This is a genomic window from Streptococcus hyointestinalis, from assembly GCF_011039275.1.
GTDB classification, from domain to species: Bacteria; Bacillota; Bacilli; order Lactobacillales; family Streptococcaceae; genus Streptococcus; species Streptococcus hyointestinalis_A.
Genome location: NZ_JAAKGB010000001.1, coordinates 168,683 through 185,811, shown reverse-complemented (window position 1 = coordinate 185,811; position 17,129 = coordinate 168,683). Strand labels below are relative to the sequence as shown.

21 protein-coding genes and 1 pseudogene are annotated in these 17,129 nt (G+C 43.1%); all 22 read right to left on the bottom strand.

All coding sequences use genetic code 11. The features are described from left to right. Nucleotides 1-41: 41 nt before the first annotated feature. The 22 genes and pseudogenes from G5B60_RS01120 to G5B60_RS01015 all read right to left on the bottom strand — a co-directional run bounded on the left by G5B60_RS01120 (nucleotide 42) and on the right by G5B60_RS01015 (nucleotide 17,112). Entirely contained in the window at nucleotides 42-689 is a 648-nt protein-coding gene (locus G5B60_RS01120) for a CPBP family intramembrane glutamic endopeptidase (RefSeq protein WP_164682197.1), read from the bottom strand. Beyond that, on the bottom strand, nucleotides 686-1,402 hold the full coding sequence (locus G5B60_RS01115) for an ABC transporter permease (protein ID WP_164682196.1): 717 nt from the start codon (nucleotides 1,400-1,402) through the stop codon (nucleotides 686-688). The genes G5B60_RS01120 and G5B60_RS01115 overlap by 4 nt, the downstream gene beginning before the upstream one ends. Then, nucleotides 1,395-2,225: an ABC transporter ATP-binding protein gene (locus tag G5B60_RS01110; RefSeq protein WP_164682195.1), complete on the bottom strand. Its 831-nt coding sequence runs from the start codon at nucleotides 2,223-2,225 to the stop codon at nucleotides 1,395-1,397. The genes G5B60_RS01115 and G5B60_RS01110 overlap by 8 nt, the downstream gene beginning before the upstream one ends. 9 nt (nucleotides 2,226-2,234) lie before the next feature. After that, nucleotides 2,235-2,705, bottom strand: coding sequence for a hypothetical protein (locus tag G5B60_RS01105; protein WP_164682194.1), 471 nt, complete (start codon nucleotides 2,703-2,705; stop codon nucleotides 2,235-2,237). A 10-nt stretch (nucleotides 2,706-2,715) separates the two neighbouring features. Beyond that, nucleotides 2,716-2,916 carry a helix-turn-helix transcriptional regulator gene (locus tag G5B60_RS01100; protein ID WP_164682193.1) on the bottom strand — a complete coding sequence of 67 codons (201 nt, stop codon included), beginning with the start codon at nucleotides 2,914-2,916 and terminating at the stop codon, nucleotides 2,716-2,718. 236 nt (nucleotides 2,917-3,152) lie between these two features. Further along, entirely contained in the window at nucleotides 3,153-3,617 is a 465-nt protein-coding gene (gene tnpA, locus G5B60_RS01095) for an IS200/IS605 family transposase (RefSeq protein WP_164682192.1), read from the bottom strand. A 206-nt stretch (nucleotides 3,618-3,823) separates the two neighbouring features. Continuing rightward, nucleotides 3,824-5,017, bottom strand: coding sequence for an acetate kinase (locus G5B60_RS01090; protein ID WP_164682191.1), 1,194 nt, complete (start codon nucleotides 5,015-5,017; stop codon nucleotides 3,824-3,826). A gap of 61 nt (nucleotides 5,018-5,078) precedes the next feature. Next, a complete protein-coding gene (locus G5B60_RS01085; RefSeq protein WP_164682190.1) occupies nucleotides 5,079-6,035 on the bottom strand; it encodes a class I SAM-dependent methyltransferase in 957 nt (318 codons plus the stop codon). A gap of 58 nt (nucleotides 6,036-6,093) precedes the next feature. Further along, on the bottom strand, nucleotides 6,094-6,528 hold the full coding sequence (gene comGG / locus G5B60_RS11265) for a competence type IV pilus minor pilin ComGG (RefSeq protein ID WP_206225080.1): 435 nt from the start codon (nucleotides 6,526-6,528) through the stop codon (nucleotides 6,094-6,096). Next, nucleotides 6,506-6,943: a competence type IV pilus minor pilin ComGF gene (gene comGF, locus G5B60_RS01075; RefSeq protein ID WP_164682189.1), complete on the bottom strand. Its 438-nt coding sequence runs from the start codon at nucleotides 6,941-6,943 to the stop codon at nucleotides 6,506-6,508. The genes comGG and comGF overlap by 23 nt, the downstream gene beginning before the upstream one ends. Next, complete coding sequence (comGE, locus tag G5B60_RS01070; protein WP_241154462.1) at nucleotides 6,927-7,166, bottom strand: competence type IV pilus minor pilin ComGE; 240 nt, start codon at nucleotides 7,164-7,166, stop codon at nucleotides 6,927-6,929. Before comGE ends, comGF begins: the two co-directional genes overlap by 17 nt. Before the next feature lie 7 nt (nucleotides 7,167-7,173). After that, a complete protein-coding gene (gene comGD, locus G5B60_RS01065) occupies nucleotides 7,174-7,617 on the bottom strand; it encodes a competence type IV pilus minor pilin ComGD (RefSeq protein WP_206225079.1) in 444 nt (147 codons plus the stop codon). Further along, nucleotides 7,577-7,843 (bottom strand): competence type IV pilus major pilin ComGC, encoded by a 267-nt coding sequence (gene comGC, locus G5B60_RS01060; RefSeq protein WP_164684067.1) that lies wholly within the window; start codon nucleotides 7,841-7,843, stop codon nucleotides 7,577-7,579. The genes comGD and comGC overlap by 41 nt, the downstream gene beginning before the upstream one ends. Before the next feature lie 14 nt (nucleotides 7,844-7,857). Next, complete coding sequence (locus G5B60_RS01055; protein WP_164682028.1) at nucleotides 7,858-8,055, bottom strand: hypothetical protein; 198 nt, start codon at nucleotides 8,053-8,055, stop codon at nucleotides 7,858-7,860. 112 nt (nucleotides 8,056-8,167) lie between these two features. Continuing rightward, entirely contained in the window at nucleotides 8,168-9,067 is a 900-nt protein-coding gene (locus G5B60_RS01050) for a hypothetical protein (RefSeq protein ID WP_164682187.1), read from the bottom strand. Then, the gene (locus G5B60_RS01045; RefSeq protein WP_241154461.1) at nucleotides 9,051-9,479 is read right to left on the bottom strand and encodes a Panacea domain-containing protein; all 429 of its coding nucleotides are present in this window, start codon (nucleotides 9,477-9,479) and stop codon (nucleotides 9,051-9,053) included. Before G5B60_RS01045 ends, G5B60_RS01050 begins: the two co-directional genes overlap by 17 nt. A 682-nt stretch (nucleotides 9,480-10,161) precedes the next feature. Then, nucleotides 10,162-10,770 (bottom strand): annotated as a pseudogene (locus G5B60_RS01040) (GH25 family lysozyme); the annotation flags it as partial. A 12-nt stretch (nucleotides 10,771-10,782) separates the two neighbouring features. Then, nucleotides 10,783-11,013, bottom strand: coding sequence for a phage holin (locus G5B60_RS01035; protein ID WP_164682184.1), 231 nt, complete (start codon nucleotides 11,011-11,013; stop codon nucleotides 10,783-10,785). After that, entirely contained in the window at nucleotides 11,003-11,320 is a 318-nt protein-coding gene (locus tag G5B60_RS01030; RefSeq protein WP_164682183.1) for a DUF7365 family protein, read from the bottom strand. The genes G5B60_RS01035 and G5B60_RS01030 overlap by 11 nt, the downstream gene beginning before the upstream one ends. Beyond that, nucleotides 11,320-11,586, bottom strand: coding sequence for a hypothetical protein (locus G5B60_RS01025; protein WP_164682182.1), 267 nt, complete (start codon nucleotides 11,584-11,586; stop codon nucleotides 11,320-11,322). The genes G5B60_RS01030 and G5B60_RS01025 overlap by 1 nt, the downstream gene beginning before the upstream one ends. 16 nt (nucleotides 11,587-11,602) lie before the next feature. Continuing rightward, a complete protein-coding gene (locus tag G5B60_RS01020) occupies nucleotides 11,603-13,591 on the bottom strand; it encodes a DUF859 domain-containing protein (RefSeq protein ID WP_164682181.1) in 1,989 nt (662 codons plus the stop codon). 2 nt (nucleotides 13,592-13,593) lie between these two features. Then, nucleotides 13,594-17,112 (bottom strand): phage tail protein, encoded by a 3,519-nt coding sequence (locus G5B60_RS01015; RefSeq protein WP_164682180.1) that lies wholly within the window; start codon nucleotides 17,110-17,112, stop codon nucleotides 13,594-13,596. Nucleotides 17,113-17,129 lie beyond the last annotated feature (17 nt).

The following is a 17,129-nucleotide window of genomic DNA, read 5'->3' as shown; positions in this document are numbered from 1 at the left end:
TATTGCTATTATCTTTATCAAAGAATACCTGCTCTAGCTTTTTATTGCGCCATCATCAGGGCAAAGGCAAGGGCGTTGTTTAGAATGTGAAGCGTGAGACTGTACTCAAAGCGCTCGGTCTTGTAGTAGAGAAAAGCCATGACCGCTCCCATACCACCATAGATAATCCAATCTCCTAGACTATCAGCGCCATGAACTAAAGCAAAGCCAAGTACACCCACGATAAAACCAATAATTTCGTAGTTTTTAAAGAGAACTTTTGGAATCAAATAACGAAAGATCAGCTCCTCAATGAGAGGCGCTATAAGAACCACAAAGAGTCCCATAAAAGCAGGCGACAAGAGCGTAAACAACTGTTCAATAGTTGCTTGATTGCTGGTTGTCGTCGCACCAGAACCTTCTATCAAAGTCATACCCACTTGATTGCAAAGGATAATCAAGACATATCCAAGAAGTTCCCACAGGATGAGTGACTTGGGCTTGATGGTCTTAAAGTCCAACAACCCTTTTTTCTGAGCATAGGTCACAAAACCTGCAAAAATCGCAAGAGCCAACAGAATCCTTAGAGCAAAGGCAAGCGAGCTCTGATAAACACTTGTTGCCATCATGACGGCAAGTAAACCTTGGTCAATGGCTGCAAAGCCAATAATCACGCCGATAACTTTTAACTTTTCAATAACTGTTTTCATGCTTTTTTCTCCGATTGTAGTTGATGGTGGCGCAAGCCCCAGAAAAGCAGAGCACCAGTTAGCACAAGCCACAAGAGTAAGAAAATCAGAGATTTATCCATAAGCTGATAGTGTTTTCTATCTAGGAGATAGTTAGTCATTGTGCCCATAAAGGTAAAGTCAATGGCTTTTTTGAGGCTGTTATCCATCATGGCAAAAAATGGCATAAAAGCAACTACCAACATAAATGGCAAGCTCAAAATCGTTGCTTGCGTCTGCGTCTTACAGATGATACCAATGAAAATAAAGAGACCTAACGCCACAAGAGCCGTCAGAAGATTGACCACAGCATAGGTAAGCCCCAAGCTAGACAGCGAGACACCAAGATAGAGCGGCAAAGCGATGAGATAGACCAGCTCGATGACCAAAGGCAGAGTGAGATTTGCTAGTAGATACTCTAGGCTCCCCATACCCGCTAGCTGGAGACTGGTCAGATTGTGCTTTTCATTTTCCTCGGCAATGAGATAGGTAATGGTTGTGCCGATAAAACCGAGTATAATCGAAGGCATGGTCGCCATAATCATATCAGATGACTGGTCTGATGGCATTTTACTAAACATGAACTGATAAAGTAGCACCATCGCAACAGGAAGAAAGAGCTGCACCAAAAGCGTTTTATTTGCTGCGATAATCTCCCACCGTAACCACAATAAAGCTTTAAACTGTTTAAACATCTAACTTTCCTCCTGTCAATGCAATGAAAACATCCTCCAAAGTTGGCTCTGTCGAATGAATGGACTCAACAGCCGTCATATCAAGCCGACTAAGCTCACTATAGGACAGCTCGACTTGGCTGTCATCGTCATAGGTGACCACGACTTTTTTGTCTGTGTGGTATTTTTTAATCAGGTCTTTTGGACGACCTGTCTCAACGAGACTGCCCTTATCAAGGAGCGCTAGGTTATCACACAAGAGTGTTGCTTCGTGCATGTCATGCGTGGTCAGAAAAATCGCTGTGCCTTTTTCTTTTAACTCCAAGAGCAGACGGTGGATGAGACGAGTCGTCATCGGGTCAAGCCCGCTGGTTGGCTCATCCAAAAAGAGAAGAGCTGGTTCATTGAGGAGCGCTCGTGCCAGCAGCATGCGCTGCTTCATACCGTTGGATAGCTTTTCAGCTACCTTGTTGCGGTCATCATAGAGATTGACACGCTTTAGTAGCTCGTCAACTCTCGCTTTTGAAACACCGTAGAGCTTAGCGTAAGCCAGCATATTTTTATAAAGGGTCATCTTTTCATAAAAACCGCTGGTGTCACTGACGATACCGATCTTTTTATAGTCTTCTCTTTTAAGATCCGCTGGAGTCTTGCCAAGGACAGCAATCGCACCCTTATCAGAGGACAATTGCCCCGTCAAAATCTTAATGGTCGTTGTCTTACCAGAGCCAGACGGACCTAAGAAACCAAAAATTTCTCCCTTTTCAACAGCAAAGGAAACGTCTGATAGCGCTAACTTATCTGCAAATTGTTTTGCTAAATGCTTGACCTCAATTAAAGCCATAATAACCTCCTAATAAACCCTCTCCACAATAAAACGAACACCGATAAAACCGTAAGATATCAAGACCAAAAAACTATAGAGCAAGGCTTCATAACTAATATCAAACCCCAGCAAATGATGACACAAAAGCAAGATCATGACAGCTGTCGCAAGCAAACTATAGATAATCTTGACAGTCAGCTGTGTCAGATACTTGTTGCGCTCATCTATTGCCTTGATGTAACTAGCCTTTAAGCGCTTATCGCTTCTTAGCACGTAGATATTTCGTCCGATACATGCGACCAGCCCTATAATCAAGCCCAGAACAAAGCCACTGTTAAAGCTATCTAAGGACAGCTTGTAGAGTAGCACGGCAAAGACCAAGACTAAGACACACAGCAAAGCCGTCACTCGCTTTGTCATCTTACGATAATTTTCCACCGATGGCTTGCCACTTTTTGTCGTCATAAAGGTCACAAACATCTTTTCCTCCTTCATCATGCACCAGACCTCAGTCCACCTCTTCGTAGATGAAAATGTCCTCGATTGATTTGCCAAAAAAACGAGCAATCTTAAAGGCTAACTCTAGTGACGCAGTATAGCGCCCTTTTTCTAGCGAGATAATGGTCTGTCTGGTGACACCTAGTGCATCCGCCAGCTCAGCTTGACTGAGCTTTTGTGTTTTTCGCAATTCTTGAATGCGTGTTTCCATGTTTCACCTCACATTCATTTAGTAAAGTTTGCTTTACATCTATAAGTATAGTACACTTTACATTTTATGTCAAGCCTCCTTTACATTTTTTATAATCATAACCACCCGTCTAACGGGTGGTTTGAACAGGGGCTATAAGCCCATAACACTAGCCAGCGCCTAAAGACGCTGGCTTTCACTTTGTTCAAGCCTTATTGCTCTTGACTCGTCACTAGCCTCTCAAAGAGGCATTAGTACTACTTACCATTATCCCTAAAGGGATCTTCATACTCTTTCACACTCAATTTATCTAGTGCAATGTCATGATTCTCCTGTTCTTGAATATATTTTTTAATGGTGGCTTCGTTAAGTCCCACCGTACTCACATAATAACCCTCTGCCCAAAAATGGCGGTTACCAAACTTATATTTGAGATTGGCGTGTTTGTCAAACATCATAAGAGCACTTTTGCCTTTCAAGTAGCCCATAAAACTCGAAACGCTTATCCTCGGTGGGATACTCACCAACATGTGAACATGATCTGGCATAAGATGTCCTTCGAGAATCTCAACACCTTTGTAACTACATAATCGGCGGAATATTTCACCCAAGCTACTTCTATATTGATTATAGATAATTTTTCGTCTATACTTAGGGGTGAACACAATGTGATATTTACAATTCCATTTTGTGTGTGATAAACTATGTGCTTTTTGAGCCATACTTTTCTCCTTTCGCTTTACAATAGGCTTGAACACCTTTATTGTATCGCGTTTGGAGTTTTTTTGTATAACCTGCGATGCGCACCCGCATAGCGGGTGGTTTATTTGTCTCGCACCTTCGGAGCGAGACGGACTAAAGTCACATAACAAAAAAGCTGTTGCTTGCAACAGCTTTTCTGGTCTTATCATAATATTTGATAACAAGGTTAATTATTTTTGAAAAACTCCACATCACGCGCAATCATGAGTTCTTCATCTGTTGGCACAACGAGAACCTTGACACGAGAGTCTGGTGTTGTGATCTCACCAACATGCCCAAAGACATTCTTTGCTGGGTCAATTTCCATACCAAACCAAGAAAGCCCTTGGATAATATCCTGACGCATCATCGGAGCATTTTCACCCATACCTGCTGTAAAGACAATAGCATCCGCACCGTTTAGCACGGCGAGATATTGTCCGATAAACTTCTTCAGACGGTCAATAAAGATATTATAAGCTAGAACTGCATTTGGGTCATGGCGCTGCAATCCATCCTCAATGTCACGCATATCACTAGAGATACCCGACACTCCAAGAAGCCCAGACTGCTTGTTAAGCATATCCACAACATCAGCAGCGTCTTTTAGCTCTGGATCTTGAGCGATAAGATAAGGGATGATGGCTGGGTCAATATCACCTGAGCGTGTCCCCATCATAGGACCTGCAAGCGGTGTGAAGCCCATTGACGTATCCATAGACTCACCGTGATAGTTGGCAGTGACAGAAACGCCGTTCCCTACATGGGCTGTGATGAGCTTGAGCTCCTCAAGCGGACGCCCTAGCATTTTAGCGGCTTCTTGAGCGACATACTTATGGCTTGTGCCGTGCGCTCCGTACTTACGCACCTTATATTTTTGATAATATTTCTGTGGAATCGGATAGAGATAAGCATGCCTAGGCATGGTCGTGTGAAAAGAGGTGTCAAAGACAACAACACTGACAATATCTGGCAAAATCTCACGAAAGGCACGAATACCAGCTGCCGCACCAGGATTATGTAGAGGCGCAAGAAGCGACAGCTCCTCCACCTGCTCAATCACTTCCTCAGTGACCAGATCCGATTTTTTAAAATACTCACCACCAGCCACCACACGGTGACCCACACCTGTGATTTCATCGTAGTCTTCGATGATACCGTGGCGCTTCAAATCCTCTAGCAAAATCGTAACCGCCTGCGTGTGGTCTACGATATCTAGCGTCTGTGTATCTGAGGTCCCGTTAAATTTTACGGTCGAGCGTGAGTCTTTAAGCCCAATACGTTCAATCAATCCTTTAGCGATAACGACTTCGTCTGGCATCTCATATAACTGCCACTTGAGACTTGAGCTTCCAGCGTTAATGGCAATTGTCTTTGTCATAAGTCACCCCATCTAATTTTATTTAAGCGTTTTCAACACATCTCTATTCTATCATAAAATTTTAGGATTGACCATTATCAGTTTTCCATTTTTGGAAATTTTCGATAAAAGCAAGCATACTTTCTTGCTGCTGCAAGTCGCCAAGCTGGTAGACAAAGGTCTCTTGTGGCGTGTCTGTTTGCTTTTTAAGGACAAAGATGGACTTGGCATTTTTTTCATGCCCAAAGAGATTTTCTGGCAAGGCAATAACCGCTAGAACACTAGCTGCTTGATGGAGCCAAGCCTTTAACAAATCGCTTTGCGGGCTGGTCAGTAGATTGTTTGGCGCTAGGAAAATAGCCAGACCATCCTTCTTTAGGTATTTGAGCGATTGCTCCATGAGCAGATGATGGGCATAAGTATGCTCGCTCGTGCTAGCCACTTGATAGCGTTTTGCAATAGCGTCGTTTGGATAATAGCCAATTGGCAAATCACTGATAATCACATCACTTGGCTTCATCAATTGCGGGCGCACAGCGTCTTCTTGGATAAACTGCGCATCTAACTGCATGACATCAGCCATACTTGCAGACAAGTCAATCAGCAAATCATCCACTTCAATCCCCATGTAGTGCAGTTCTTTTTGGCTGTTATTTAAAAGCGTGTAGGCGAGATTTCCCGTACCACTGCCAATCTCCAGCACATCAAGACTCTTATCTGCCGTCAACTCCTCTAGCAAATACAAAAGAATAAAGCCAATGCTATCTGGAGTCAATTGATGATTGACCTGCAGCAGCTCTGTTTGTGAGGCTTTTATCAGTAAGAACTGAAAAGCACGACGCCACTCCTCAGCAGAAAGATTGAGCTTTTCAAGCGCTTGGTTATTGTCTACAATACGAGAATATTGCGCTTCCTTTGTCACGTAGAGCGCATTTTGCTCAATCAGCGCATCGTAAAAAGTCGTTTTGAGCTGATTTTGAATGAGCTGTACATTCTCAAGTAATAAGGCATAAGCCTTTTCAATGGTTTCAAAATTCATGTCTTCCTCCGTGTCTTATCATACCAAAAAATAAACAGAAAGAAAAGCTAGGCTGAACCTAGCTTTTCGATGAATTGGGCGTGTCTTGGTCTGTCTTTAGCTCAGTCACGGATGTAGAAGGTATCGTTTCTTCTTGGGTTGAGGAATATGAAACATTGGTTGAGGATTGAGATGAGGACGACACATCTGTTTTTGGTGTCGTATGAAAAGTGTAGTGATACCTTCCTTTTGAGGAGAGAGTGACTGTTACATCCAAGCGTTCTTCTTTAGGCTCTACTGTGACCTGTGCCCCTTCAAAGGTAAGATCAGCGTCTTTTTGGTCTTTGACTAAGGTCGCAATCAGATAAGCTTTACTGGCTTCTTCTTGCGCCAACTGCTGGATACGACTGGCTTTTACACGCCCTAGGTAAAATTGTAACAAAAGAGTGAAGATAGCTGCCATCAAGAGAGCATAGAGGAGGACTCCCGCCTTAACTTTGCGCTTTAAAATCATAGATAAATGTCCTCTCTAAGCCGTCTTTAAAGGTCAAGTGCAGGGTGACAAGCCCATTTATTTCCTGCACCTGACAGGCTTTTAAGCCAAAGAGCATGGGCTGATAGCCTTTATTGTTGCCATTTGTTTTACGAAAATCATCGCTAGTAGACAAGCCATAAGCCAAGTCTTGGTTGCCCTTTTTAACGTAGACTTTTTGCTCTGTCACATGGTCTAGCTGGCAGTTTTCCCACTCACTTTGCAGCTGCTTGGCAAAGAGTAGCCAATTACTTTGATGATTGCTAGAAAAATAATGGATATTACTTGAGAGCGTTCGTGTTAGCCCTTGATAGACAAGGACAGAACCCGATATAACTAAGAGTGCTATCAAACACTCAAGCAGGGTAAAAGCTTTAAGTTTACTCTTTAAGCGCATGGAGAAGTTCCTCTTTTTCATGATAAACAAAGACGCCTCCTGAGTGCTCTTTGATTGAGACAGACACTCCGTTGAGGCGGAGCTCTTTTTTCTTTGCGTTAATCGCCATTGTCGCTAACAGCAAAGCTTCCTGTCTGTCTTGACTTTCTTGCAAAATCTTTCTTTGTCTGTCAAATTCGCCTAGGAGGATACTTGTGATACAGGCTAAAATAGCCAGTGCCACAAGGCTTTCAAGGAGAATGTAGGCGGCTAGTTTCTGATTTTTTATAGTTACCACTTCCTAGATAGAGTTGATAGGTGACAAGCTTGTCTGCCGTTTGAAATTGGATTTTAGCTAGAGAGGAGTTGCCACCTGCGCTATCAAACACGATATGCTTAGGCTCTAGCGCTGTCACTGTCTCTGGCAGAGCAAGACTGGTGTAACCATTTGTAACGGTACTTGTGACATCTAAAGCCATCTGGCTTTGCCTTGTCGCACTCAGCTTTTGCGTATCTCGGTAGATTTGCTCAAATTGTAGCCAAAAGAGCGTTTCCTTGACACTGGCAAAAGTCTTTCCTACTGCTCCAGATAAGAGAAGAGTTAAAAAGGAGAGGACAAAGAGAGTGACAAGGCTCTCGAGAAGCGTAAAGGCTTTAATTTGCCACAGTAGCCGTTTCTTTAGGATTTTGTGCATAGTATTCGCTGTAAGCTTTTGACTGCTTGCTTGAGATGTCGCCAGATTTGACCAGCTTAGCAAGGGTTGCCTTGTCCTCGTGGTTGAGATTGTAAAGCTCTGCTTGACTCTCAACAACCTTGACAACAGCGGCGTTTCCAGTCTGTGTGACTTTTTCTTTTTGCTTAGTCAGATTAGGCACAAAAAGAAGCAGCAAGACACTGATGATAACAAGGACGACGAGCATCTCAATCAAGGACACTAAAATTTGTAGTCGCTAATCTCTGAAATCACGTCAACCATACACTCTACTGTCACGATCTCATGAGGTTGGACGTCCTCACCGTCCAAAACAAAGTCGTAAATTTTACCGTCTTTGCGGACGACTTTATCTGTTCCTTGGTAGTCCAACTGTCCAAGTGCGATAGCTTCGATAAAGTTATATAATGTATTATTCATATTTACCACCTTTCAACACTAGTCTATCACAAAACAAAAAATACCAACATGACATTTATGTCATGTTGATTCAATTAAACCCTATTCTATGTTGTCACAAGGCAACAAACTTTTACCAATTATAATGCTGTATAAGAATCGCTAATACCGCTGAGCACAACAAACTAAACAAAACAACACTCAAATAAAATCGATGTCTTCCGTAGATATGAAAAATATTATTGCAACGCCCAAGACAATCACAACTTTTGTCCACTATAGATTTTCCAGATACTTTTGAAGTCCACAACAACAAAGCATATACGATGGTAAAAATGAAACCAATAAGGATACTAGCTATCATTAAAGTCCTACCTAAAGACACTTCTTTAGCACCTAAATTATCTAAAATCTCTGATAAACTAGAGAAGCCTCCAAACATAACAAAAACAAAAGCTGAGAACACCCCAAGAATACCAATAATTTCTCCGTACATATTATTGATTTTTTCAGGTATATTTTCGTTCAGTTCATTTTGTAAGCCTGCTAACCTTTCATAAGACGCATTGATCTCTCGCGTTAATCGTTGATTTTCTTGTTCTAACGACATATAAGTGTTATGTAATTCACTCTGCAAAGAATTATAAAGCTCACTTTTTTGAACTTGAGATAACTCTGCTTGGTTTAACATCTTTTTTAGTGTGACAACAGGCTTTTCATCGTAATTTTCTTCCAAGTCTTGTAATACAATTTTTACTTTTTGGAAAAAACTTGTAAATTCAGCATACTGACTAGTATAAACTTTTCTTGCTACAAACTGATAATCAATAATCACTGTATCAGTTGTCGGAATTTTATCTAGTAAAGCTTTTATATCATCTTCTAACTCTGCAGAATCAACAGTGTCAGCAGGAGGAGTTACAGAATCTAGTTCATCTACAATATTAGACTGGCTTGCAGAACTATAACTATTATTGCTTTCCTTATCAAGAATTTGTAAAAAAGCCCCTAAATAATCAGTTTGTTGTTCCATCTCTTAATACATCATCAAGTGGATAACTTATATCGCTACGGCCATAGACAATAGCTTCTTGGTTATTTTTCCAAAAGTGGTGAGTATGGCTTGCGCTAACCATTCTAAATGGTGCAACATCTAGAAATTTATCTATTAAAGGATTTAGTTTTTCATAACGTTGATTAGCTTGATACTCCCCTACTATCTCAGAGGACCCAAAGATATTGAAGCGATTATATTCCGATTCAACTACTGGACCATACCGCCATACTAAAAATGGTTCAGAATATATCTCTTCTTGCTCGTCTCGAGTCAATATCTGTGATGAGTTGCGTAAAACAAAGTACATAATTTTTTGCAAGGATAAATTAGTGACGGGATGTTTTGTTTCTTGCGCTCTAGCCAGTATGTGGTCTGCAAACTCTCTCATTGTCATTAGTCTTTCCTCCCTAACTTACACAAAAAAACACAGTGTCACATCTGTCACCTGTGCTATTTTTAAAATTATATTACCAACTTATATGCACTTGTTTCTAACAGATGGTCTGTTTTGAACAGATTTTCTGTTAACACTAAAATAAGTGTATTATATTTTTGTTTTTTTGTCAATTATCTATTTCGCTAAATAGCTATTTAGCTATTTCACTATTTCACTATTTCGCTATTTAAACTTCTCCAAAGACACACAAAAGCCCTCTGGTCTCAACCAAAGGGGCTTTACTACGTTCGCTACTTCGTCTTTAGCCACTGACGATAAGTGGTCAAAAGGAGATTCCTCAATTCTGTTTTAATTTTTGGCGTAGCTCACGTTGTGTACAAAATTTCTTAGTTATATTATATCAGATTTTCTTCAATTGCATGCCAGCAATCACACGAACGTACCAAGGCGCTCCTGCATCCCATTTGTAGTGTGGCATGTCTCGACCAGTACAGTCTTTGTAAATGTGTTGAATGATTTTCCATTCATCGATATTAGTTAGTCCTCGATAAATACCACGAGAGGTATTTGCGTAGTAGACAGTGCGTGGGTCGTGGGCTTTGTCGCCAGAGATTTGAAATGTGAATTCCATGGGTAGTCCTCCTAAAGATTGTGTTGATTGTGTAGTAGTTGTTGTTGCGTCATCGTCTAACAAGACAATGTTCTTGTCTAGTCCGCCTTGTAGAGCGCTTGAGGTGAATTGCCACCAGCGAATACCGTCCATTGATGGAAACCAGCTCGCTTTTGCCACGTCGACTGTTGGCATAACGCTGTAGTTGGCGTATGCAGCAATCCACAAGCTGTTGGGGTACTTGGCTAGTATGCGGTGGTAATCGTCCAGATTAGCCAATGTGAACGGCTTATAGCTGTAGTAAATAGGCTCGTAGCCGTTTGCCTTACAAACGTCCATGAAAGCCAGCACAGCGTTTGTGTTGGCTGTTTTATTGCTACTTGGGCTGTCCTCATAGTCACAGACCAGATAGCGCACTTTCTTGTTTGGTAAGTTGCGGATAAAAAAATTTGCTTCAGCTTGTGCTTGAGCGACATTGCCACCAAAACGTGCAAAGTGGTAATATCCCACAGGCTCGCTGGAGTTAGCTTGTTGTTGACGGACAGGCGATAGCCAGCCAGTCCCCTCAGACACTTTGATGATCGTCTTATTAGTCCCAGCAGCCGCACAAGTTCCTCGTAAGTCCGCTGCTTGATAAGCCGATACATCAATAAAATAATCGTATTTCTTCATTGCGATACCTCATTATTTTCGTGGTTCAGCATAGTCCAGTGCTTGCCCACTGTCACTAATGCCGTGCGTGGTTGGGTCAGTCACGACACCAAGCAAGACTAATAGTGTCAAGATAGTATTGACAATATCGGACACATTGCTTGGCAATGTCAGCCCTAATTGCTGCAATAACAAAATCACTGTACTAATGATTGCTAAAAGTGTTGTTTTGTTAGTAAAACGTAGTTTCCAGTTAATGCGCATGATGTTCCTCCTGTAATTTTTCATTGATTTTTTTCAAGTCTGTTCGGACTTCTTTAACGTCTTCAGACAAGTTCTTGATTTGTTCAATCATTGCCATCATTGTTTTTTGCTCTTCATCGTGCTTATTTAGTCGGATGTTTTGTTCTGCAATGGTCTTAGCTTGATAGTCGTTTTCCGTTTCAAGTCGTGTGATACGGTGCTCTGACCTCGCTATGTTTGAGCGTAGACCAGCCACGACACCACCAACTGAAATCACAATCGGCAATACGACTGTCATAAACCAGTGCATTAGTTCACGCTCTGGCATTAGTCACTCTCCTTTGCTTTGTCCGCTTCAGCTTCGGCAAGGATAGCGTCTTCAATCTCGTAGCGTAAATCACGCAACTTTTGCTCGTCTTTACGCATAGCAGTGCGGTTTTTAGCGTACAAATCAGGCAAAAGCAAGTTTTCATAAAGCGTTGAGACAGCTTCGTTATTGACATCAATTGTTGTCTGTTTAACTAGTTTTTCCTCACCGTTTTCAGTAACGAAAAATTCAGCAGTAATGCGACGTGTTTTATTAATTCTTAACATAATGTTTTCCTCCATATTAAATCATGATAGTAATTTGTCCTCTGTACACAACACCTTTACCAGAAGAGAGGATAGTAAGGGCGCTCGTGTTGGCGTTGATTTGTAAATGACTGTTATCACTACCGCCTATACTCCATCCAGCAATAACAAACATATAGTTTTGAGGGGCTGACCAGTTGGGTATATAGCCAATGGTAAGATTGCTCCCTGTCCCTGTACACTCATAGCGCACCGTCAGCACGTCACCAACACGTTTATAGTACGTGCCAGCAAAACCAGCTGATTGCCAGCCAGTGTTTACGAGGTTCGGGTGGTCAGCCTTGGCGTAATACACCCATGGCTTCCATGTGCCGTTGGTTTTAACACGATAGGCTGATATAGCACCATTGAAGTCAATGGCTTCTTGCAAGACATAATTGTCCAGATGTCGTGTGACTCTGACATATTTCCAGCTGTGAACACCATCGCCAGTCGGCTGGTTGGGCAAATTAGACCCCATGTAAAAGCCTGTGGTGATGATATTGTTCCAGTCCGTTTTAACCTCAATAGCTTGTCCGCTATTTTGGCTGACTTGATGTTGTTGAATTGGCTTATCTCTTGCATAAATGTCACCTTTAGCGTCAATAGAGCCAGCAATGCCACGCTCTACAATCTTCCCAACACCAAGACGACCTTGTTTGTCATAACTGAACGTCACACTTTCAGTCGGTACAGTCACAGTGAACTCTGTGTTGGTAAATTTATCAGAGAGCGTGCCGATGACTTGCCATGATGAGTCAGCGCCGTAAGTGCTCGACAAGTTAGCTTGAGAGTTGGTAAGACTTGCCATGGTCGTCCAAGACCCCGATGCTGGTCCACTGTCTGAACTAAAGCTCGTAGAGCCTAGTTTAGCCACTCGAAACGTCAACGTCATGACGTTTTTTTGACTGTTTGAAATCATCAAAGGCGCTATTTTAGCGTTGCGTGTAATGGTAAATGTGCTTGACGTTGAGCCAGAGCGTGCCACAGAAAAACTAAGAGCTGGTGCAAAGTACTCCAAGACATTGATAGTCATGTCTTTGGTGTCTGATTGCCTGCCACGACTATCAAAGACACACGCACGAATGACCGCTGAACCGTTAAAATTCATAATACCGAGCGTGCCACCGTTGCTATTTGTGACCTGCTTTTTACCAACTAGCTCCGCTTTGTAGCCTGTTATGGTTGAGCCATAAGCGCCCTTTTGTCCATTGAAATTGACCTGCACATTCGACAAGACCTGTACAAAGTTATTGCCAGACATAAGCGCCTTGACCTGCGTATTTGTGTCCGTCAACGTCAATCCAGTAAAGGACGGCTTGATATTGCTTGGCAAGCTCGCTGTAAAGTTCGTTGATTTTGTACCAGTTAAGGTGCTACCGCTGTAAGTATCGATGTAGATAGTCCCTGTACCGCTGGTGGCGTTTGGTATGTCGTTGGCAAAGTCCATAGGGATAGACCATGTACAGCTCGTCCCAACGTTTGTAGCGATTGTACCTGACTTGCCACCCCACGCATACCGTACAGTGTGCGTGAAACTGTCATTTTGACGATTGATAGTGATATTCACACTACTGCCAATCACACCACCCCCAACGCTTGCTGTGCTCATCCGTGGGATTGTTGTCAGTGTGAACGTCCCTGTTCCAATCGTGAGCGTGTTCGGTGACCAGCCACCAGCACCATTAAATCGTGCTGCAAAGTTAAATGACTTAGTACCGTCAGCATTATGCCCCACGGTGATTGTCTGGTCAATCAGCCAAGTTGTGGAATTAAAGCCGACTGACGGACTGCCTGACCAGTTGAGCCGTTGCCCATTGACGTTCACGAAAGCAGACACGCTATAACTTGCAAAACTCACATTTGTGTTGAGTAGGGCTAGTCGCACTCGGACTTGACTGCTGTTGTTTCCAATGTTTTGTGAAACTTGGTCTAGCCATAGCCGAATGCGATAGCCCCTGTCATTATTTGACCAAAATTCTGCCATGTTTATCCTCCTACATACCGCATAACGTTCATGTCTGGATTAGAGTGATACTGCTCTTCTCTAAAACGTCCAATCTGCAAAGTTTTAGTAAATACACCATTGTCAATCTGCAAGACACCATTTGAGATATAAGCCACTTCTTGACCAGCTGAGTAAAACGATATACGATTATCAGAAATCCGAACCGATGATGAACCGTCATTCTTACCGATGACAAGTCCCTCATTACCCGCTTTCATGTAAGTATCTATGAAAGACCAGCGTTGAGCCATGTTGCCTAAATTGGTATCAATCGCATTGACACGTTGAGACAGTGTCACAATGTCGTTGTTTGAACGTTGCATGCCTGCTTTTTGGTCTTTGGCAAATTGCTGATACTCCGCAAACCACTTCGTCACAGTGTCCATGGCTGCCTTGGCTTCCATTTCAGCTTGAATAAGCCCAGCACGTTCATTGAGTGCATTGATTTGCTCTTGGGTCAGCGCTTGGTCTGCTTTGGTGTTTATGTCCGCTTGAATGTCTTCGGGTGCTTCAGAATAGTCTGTTGAAATAGTTCCGTATTCGATTTTGGGATGGTTTACCCAGACAGTGCCTTGTCCCCATACATGGAAAATCCATTCAGAGGTAGCGTTGCCAGTCGGCTTTTTGACTAGTGGAAATGAGTAGTATTTCCAATCTGTGGTGAGTTTAAGTCCAGCCTCGGCTGTTTCACTTTGGTAACCTGTCCGTGAAACAAACGGCAAGCCATTAACACTAGCTTTAGCCCAGAAACTCATCATGACAGTCTTACCTGTCCACTCGGTAGCTGTGGCAAGTCTACTATCACCACCAACGGCAAACGTGACTTTTTGATTGTTTTGTTTGCCATTGAAAGTAGAGACAATTTTCAAGCTATTTGCACCCATGTAAGTAACGGTGTTGTCAATGGATATTGCAAGCTGTCCTTGCGTATCAGCTTGATTGGCACTGATAGCATAAGTTGAATAGCTGTGCGTTAGCGGAAATTTGAACAGTGAGTTTAAAAAGAGATTGCGCCCACCGACTTCGATTTTTGCCCAGCGGTCAACCCACTTGTATTTCTTAGGGTCAGAGCTATCGGACTTTTCATAGTCACTGTAATAGCCAAAATAACGTTGACCATTGTCAGTCACACTAAAACCAGTACGACCGTCTGAACTGTCAGCGTAGGCAAAATGGATGTAAGGCGTTTTGCCATCTGCTCCAGCCTTGCCAGGCACTCCTTGAGCACCGTCGGACCCTCGCCATTTGGACCAGCGATAGTCCGTTGGGTTCTTGCTGTCAGTGGCTGTAAAGTCTTGATACATGCCGATGTAGACCTTAGTATCATCAGTCTGACTAAAACCTCCACCAGTGGCGCTGTCGGCGTAGGCGATATGGGTGTATTGAGTTCGACCGTCTGCGCCCTTGGCACCGGGCAAACCTTGGTCACCTTTAGGTCCCTGTATGCCTTGGGCACCATCTCGACCATTAACGCCGTCCGCTCCAGCAGGTCCACGAGGACCAACGTCACCCCTATCTCCTTTCTCACCTTTAGCTCCAGTGTCGCCCATTTTAGCGACAGAGTAGCTGGTTTCAGTGGTGCTGTCTGTATACGTCCAGACTGTTTTTGTCCAAAGATATTGCCCAGCTGGGACACTTGGGACTTGACTTGTCCAGCCAGTGGTTGGGGCAGTCGTGCCAGAGGTGGCTTTGGCGTAGGTGATTGTGGTATCGCTGATACCGACACCGTCCTTACCAGCTATCCCGTCGTTACCGTTATTACCATCTTTGGCAATGTAAGTAGCAGAATAGCCAGTCTCACTAGTTGAGTCCGTATAAGTCCAGATAGTGCGTGTCCAAAGATACTTGCCCTTGATGAGTTTAGGGACTTGTGCTGTCCAGTTTGACGTTGGGGCGGTTGTTCCAGTTTCACCAATCGCATAGCTGATTGATGTCGCATGAATACCCACGCCATCTTTACCAGCGATACCGTCGCTACCTCTGTCGCCCTTGTCACCTTTAGGTCCTCTATCTCCTTTTTCGCCTTTCTCGCCCCTGTCACCTTTTTGACCGTTGACACCATCGTTGACATTAACGAGAGTCACTTCATCCACAGCCACTTCTTCATCGCCGATGTAAGCAGCCATAGTCAAGATACCTGTATCTTCAATATCGCTTCCTTGTGCGACAAAGAAAGTACCTGTGATGACATTGCCTTCTAGTGAAAATCGCCATGTCACGTCTGCGGTGATGATTTTATCACCCTTTTTCAAAGTCGGTGTAATGGTGCTTTCACCAGTATGATTTTTAAAAGCTGTGCCGTTGGTCGTTGCGACTTGGATAGTGTAAGGCACTTTCTTGTCAATCATCTCTTGCATACGAGCAGACAAGCTAGATGATAGCTGTGACTTGAGTTTGACGTAGTTTGAGAACGTCAAGGTGTTATTGTTTGGATTTGAAAAGCTGATGACTTGTTCAGATACACGAGCTTGCAAAATCAACCCATTGACAAAGTTCTCATCTTGAATCTTAACAGTATCACCAAGCGCCAAGTCACTGTAGTTGTTGACGAAGTTAGACTGGATAGTCGCTGTGTATGCCATTTGTGGATAGGCGTATTGTTTCAGAGTGCGAAAAGCGTACGCTAACAAGTCATTAGCGTTGGTGTACTCTGTTTGATAGTCACGTCTAATCCATTTATCAGTCAAGGACGCCACGCCTGAACCGTACATTTCAGCTGCTTTTGGTGCGTAGACCTCTGACGTGCCTTTTCGTGTATAGAACTCTTCATTGCCAAGCTCGTCTTTGTCTGACCGCTCTAAGTCGTTGAGATTAACACCATCAGCGCCAGTAAAGACGCCCATAGTGAATAAGTCCGTTTTGTCAGTCGTGACCTGCACGCCCTTAACATCCTTGCCATAGCGCAAAATGACATCATCCCTAATCCGTCCCACGCCGTGGTGGGTATCGTCGGCTTTGTGATAAATGTTCAAAACTATGCGCTTATAAGAGCCGTCACGATTAAGCTCTACGTTGAACTTAATTTCAGCGTCAAAGTGTGACGCCAAAGACAGCAAGCGTGCCAGCTTAGTCTCTTGATTTTCAAAGGTCAAGGTGCGTTTCGTGTCTGATACTTCAAAAACACCAATCTCACCACCATCAAAGACCAAAAGTTCCATTTGTCGGATATACCAGTCCATGGTATGGGCTTCGGAACTGGTGAATGGATTGGCTAGCTCGTTAATCAGCTCAAGACTGGTATTGTTGCATGTCAGTTGGATTTGGAAATCATCCTCAACCATTTGTGCAACGTAAAAAAGATGGTCTTCACCTTGATAGCGAAAAGAGAGATAGATCCTATCTGTGATATAGATGAGGTCATCATGCAGCTTGCCATTATAGAATTTAGGAATAGTCAGGTCAAAAGTAGACGTCGCTTCAGCAAGATAACGATGCCAAGTATCGTTCGTAAACGATAGCATACCTTGAACTTTGTTGTTCAGAGCTGTCAGACGTCTCAAATTACTGTCTCTCACTA

Coding starts and splice junctions, on each gene's coding strand:
- G5B60_RS01120 (WP_164682197.1), bottom strand. CDS start 689: ATGAAAACAGTTATTGAAAAGTTAAAAGTTATCGGCGTGATTATTGGC.
- G5B60_RS01115 (WP_164682196.1), bottom strand. CDS start 1,402: ATGTTTAAACAGTTTAAAGCTTTATTGTGGTTACGGTGGGAGATTATC.
- G5B60_RS01110 (WP_164682195.1), bottom strand. CDS start 2,225: ATGGCTTTAATTGAGGTCAAGCATTTAGCAAAACAATTTGCAGATAAG.
- G5B60_RS01105 (WP_164682194.1), bottom strand. CDS start 2,705: ATGATGAAGGAGGAAAAGATGTTTGTGACCTTTATGACGACAAAAAGT.
- G5B60_RS01100 (WP_164682193.1), bottom strand. CDS start 2,916: ATGGAAACACGCATTCAAGAATTGCGAAAAACACAAAAGCTCAGTCAA.
- tnpA (WP_164682192.1), bottom strand. CDS start 3,617: ATGGCTCAAAAAGCACATAGTTTATCACACACAAAATGGAATTGTAAA.
- G5B60_RS01090 (WP_164682191.1), bottom strand. CDS start 5,017: ATGACAAAGACAATTGCCATTAACGCTGGAAGCTCAAGTCTCAAGTGG.
- G5B60_RS01085 (WP_164682190.1), bottom strand. CDS start 6,035: ATGAATTTTGAAACCATTGAAAAGGCTTATGCCTTATTACTTGAGAAT.
- comGG (WP_206225080.1), bottom strand. CDS start 6,528: ATGATTTTAAAGCGCAAAGTTAAGGCGGGAGTCCTCCTCTATGCTCTC.
- comGF (WP_164682189.1), bottom strand. CDS start 6,943: ATGCGCTTAAAGAGTAAACTTAAAGCTTTTACCCTGCTTGAGTGTTTG.
- comGD (WP_206225079.1), bottom strand. CDS start 7,617: ATGCACAAAATCCTAAAGAAACGGCTACTGTGGCAAATTAAAGCCTTT.
- comGC (WP_164684067.1), bottom strand. CDS start 7,843: ATGCTCGTCGTCCTTGTTATCATCAGTGTCTTGCTGCTTCTTTTTGTG.
- G5B60_RS01055 (WP_164682028.1), bottom strand. CDS start 8,055: ATGAATAATACATTATATAACTTTATCGAAGCTATCGCACTTGGACAG.
- G5B60_RS01050 (WP_164682187.1), bottom strand. CDS start 9,067: ATGGAACAACAAACTGATTATTTAGGGGCTTTTTTACAAATTCTTGAT.
- G5B60_RS01045 (WP_241154461.1), bottom strand. CDS start 9,479: ATGAGAGAGTTTGCAGACCACATACTGGCTAGAGCGCAAGAAACAAAA.
- G5B60_RS01035 (WP_164682184.1), bottom strand. CDS start 11,013: ATGCGCATTAACTGGAAACTACGTTTTACTAACAAAACAACACTTTTA.
- G5B60_RS01030 (WP_164682183.1), bottom strand. CDS start 11,320: ATGCCAGAGCGTGAACTAATGCACTGGTTTATGACAGTCGTATTGCCG.
- G5B60_RS01025 (WP_164682182.1), bottom strand. CDS start 11,586: ATGTTAAGAATTAATAAAACACGTCGCATTACTGCTGAATTTTTCGTT.
- G5B60_RS01020 (WP_164682181.1), bottom strand. CDS start 13,591: ATGGCAGAATTTTGGTCAAATAATGACAGGGGCTATCGCATTCGGCTA.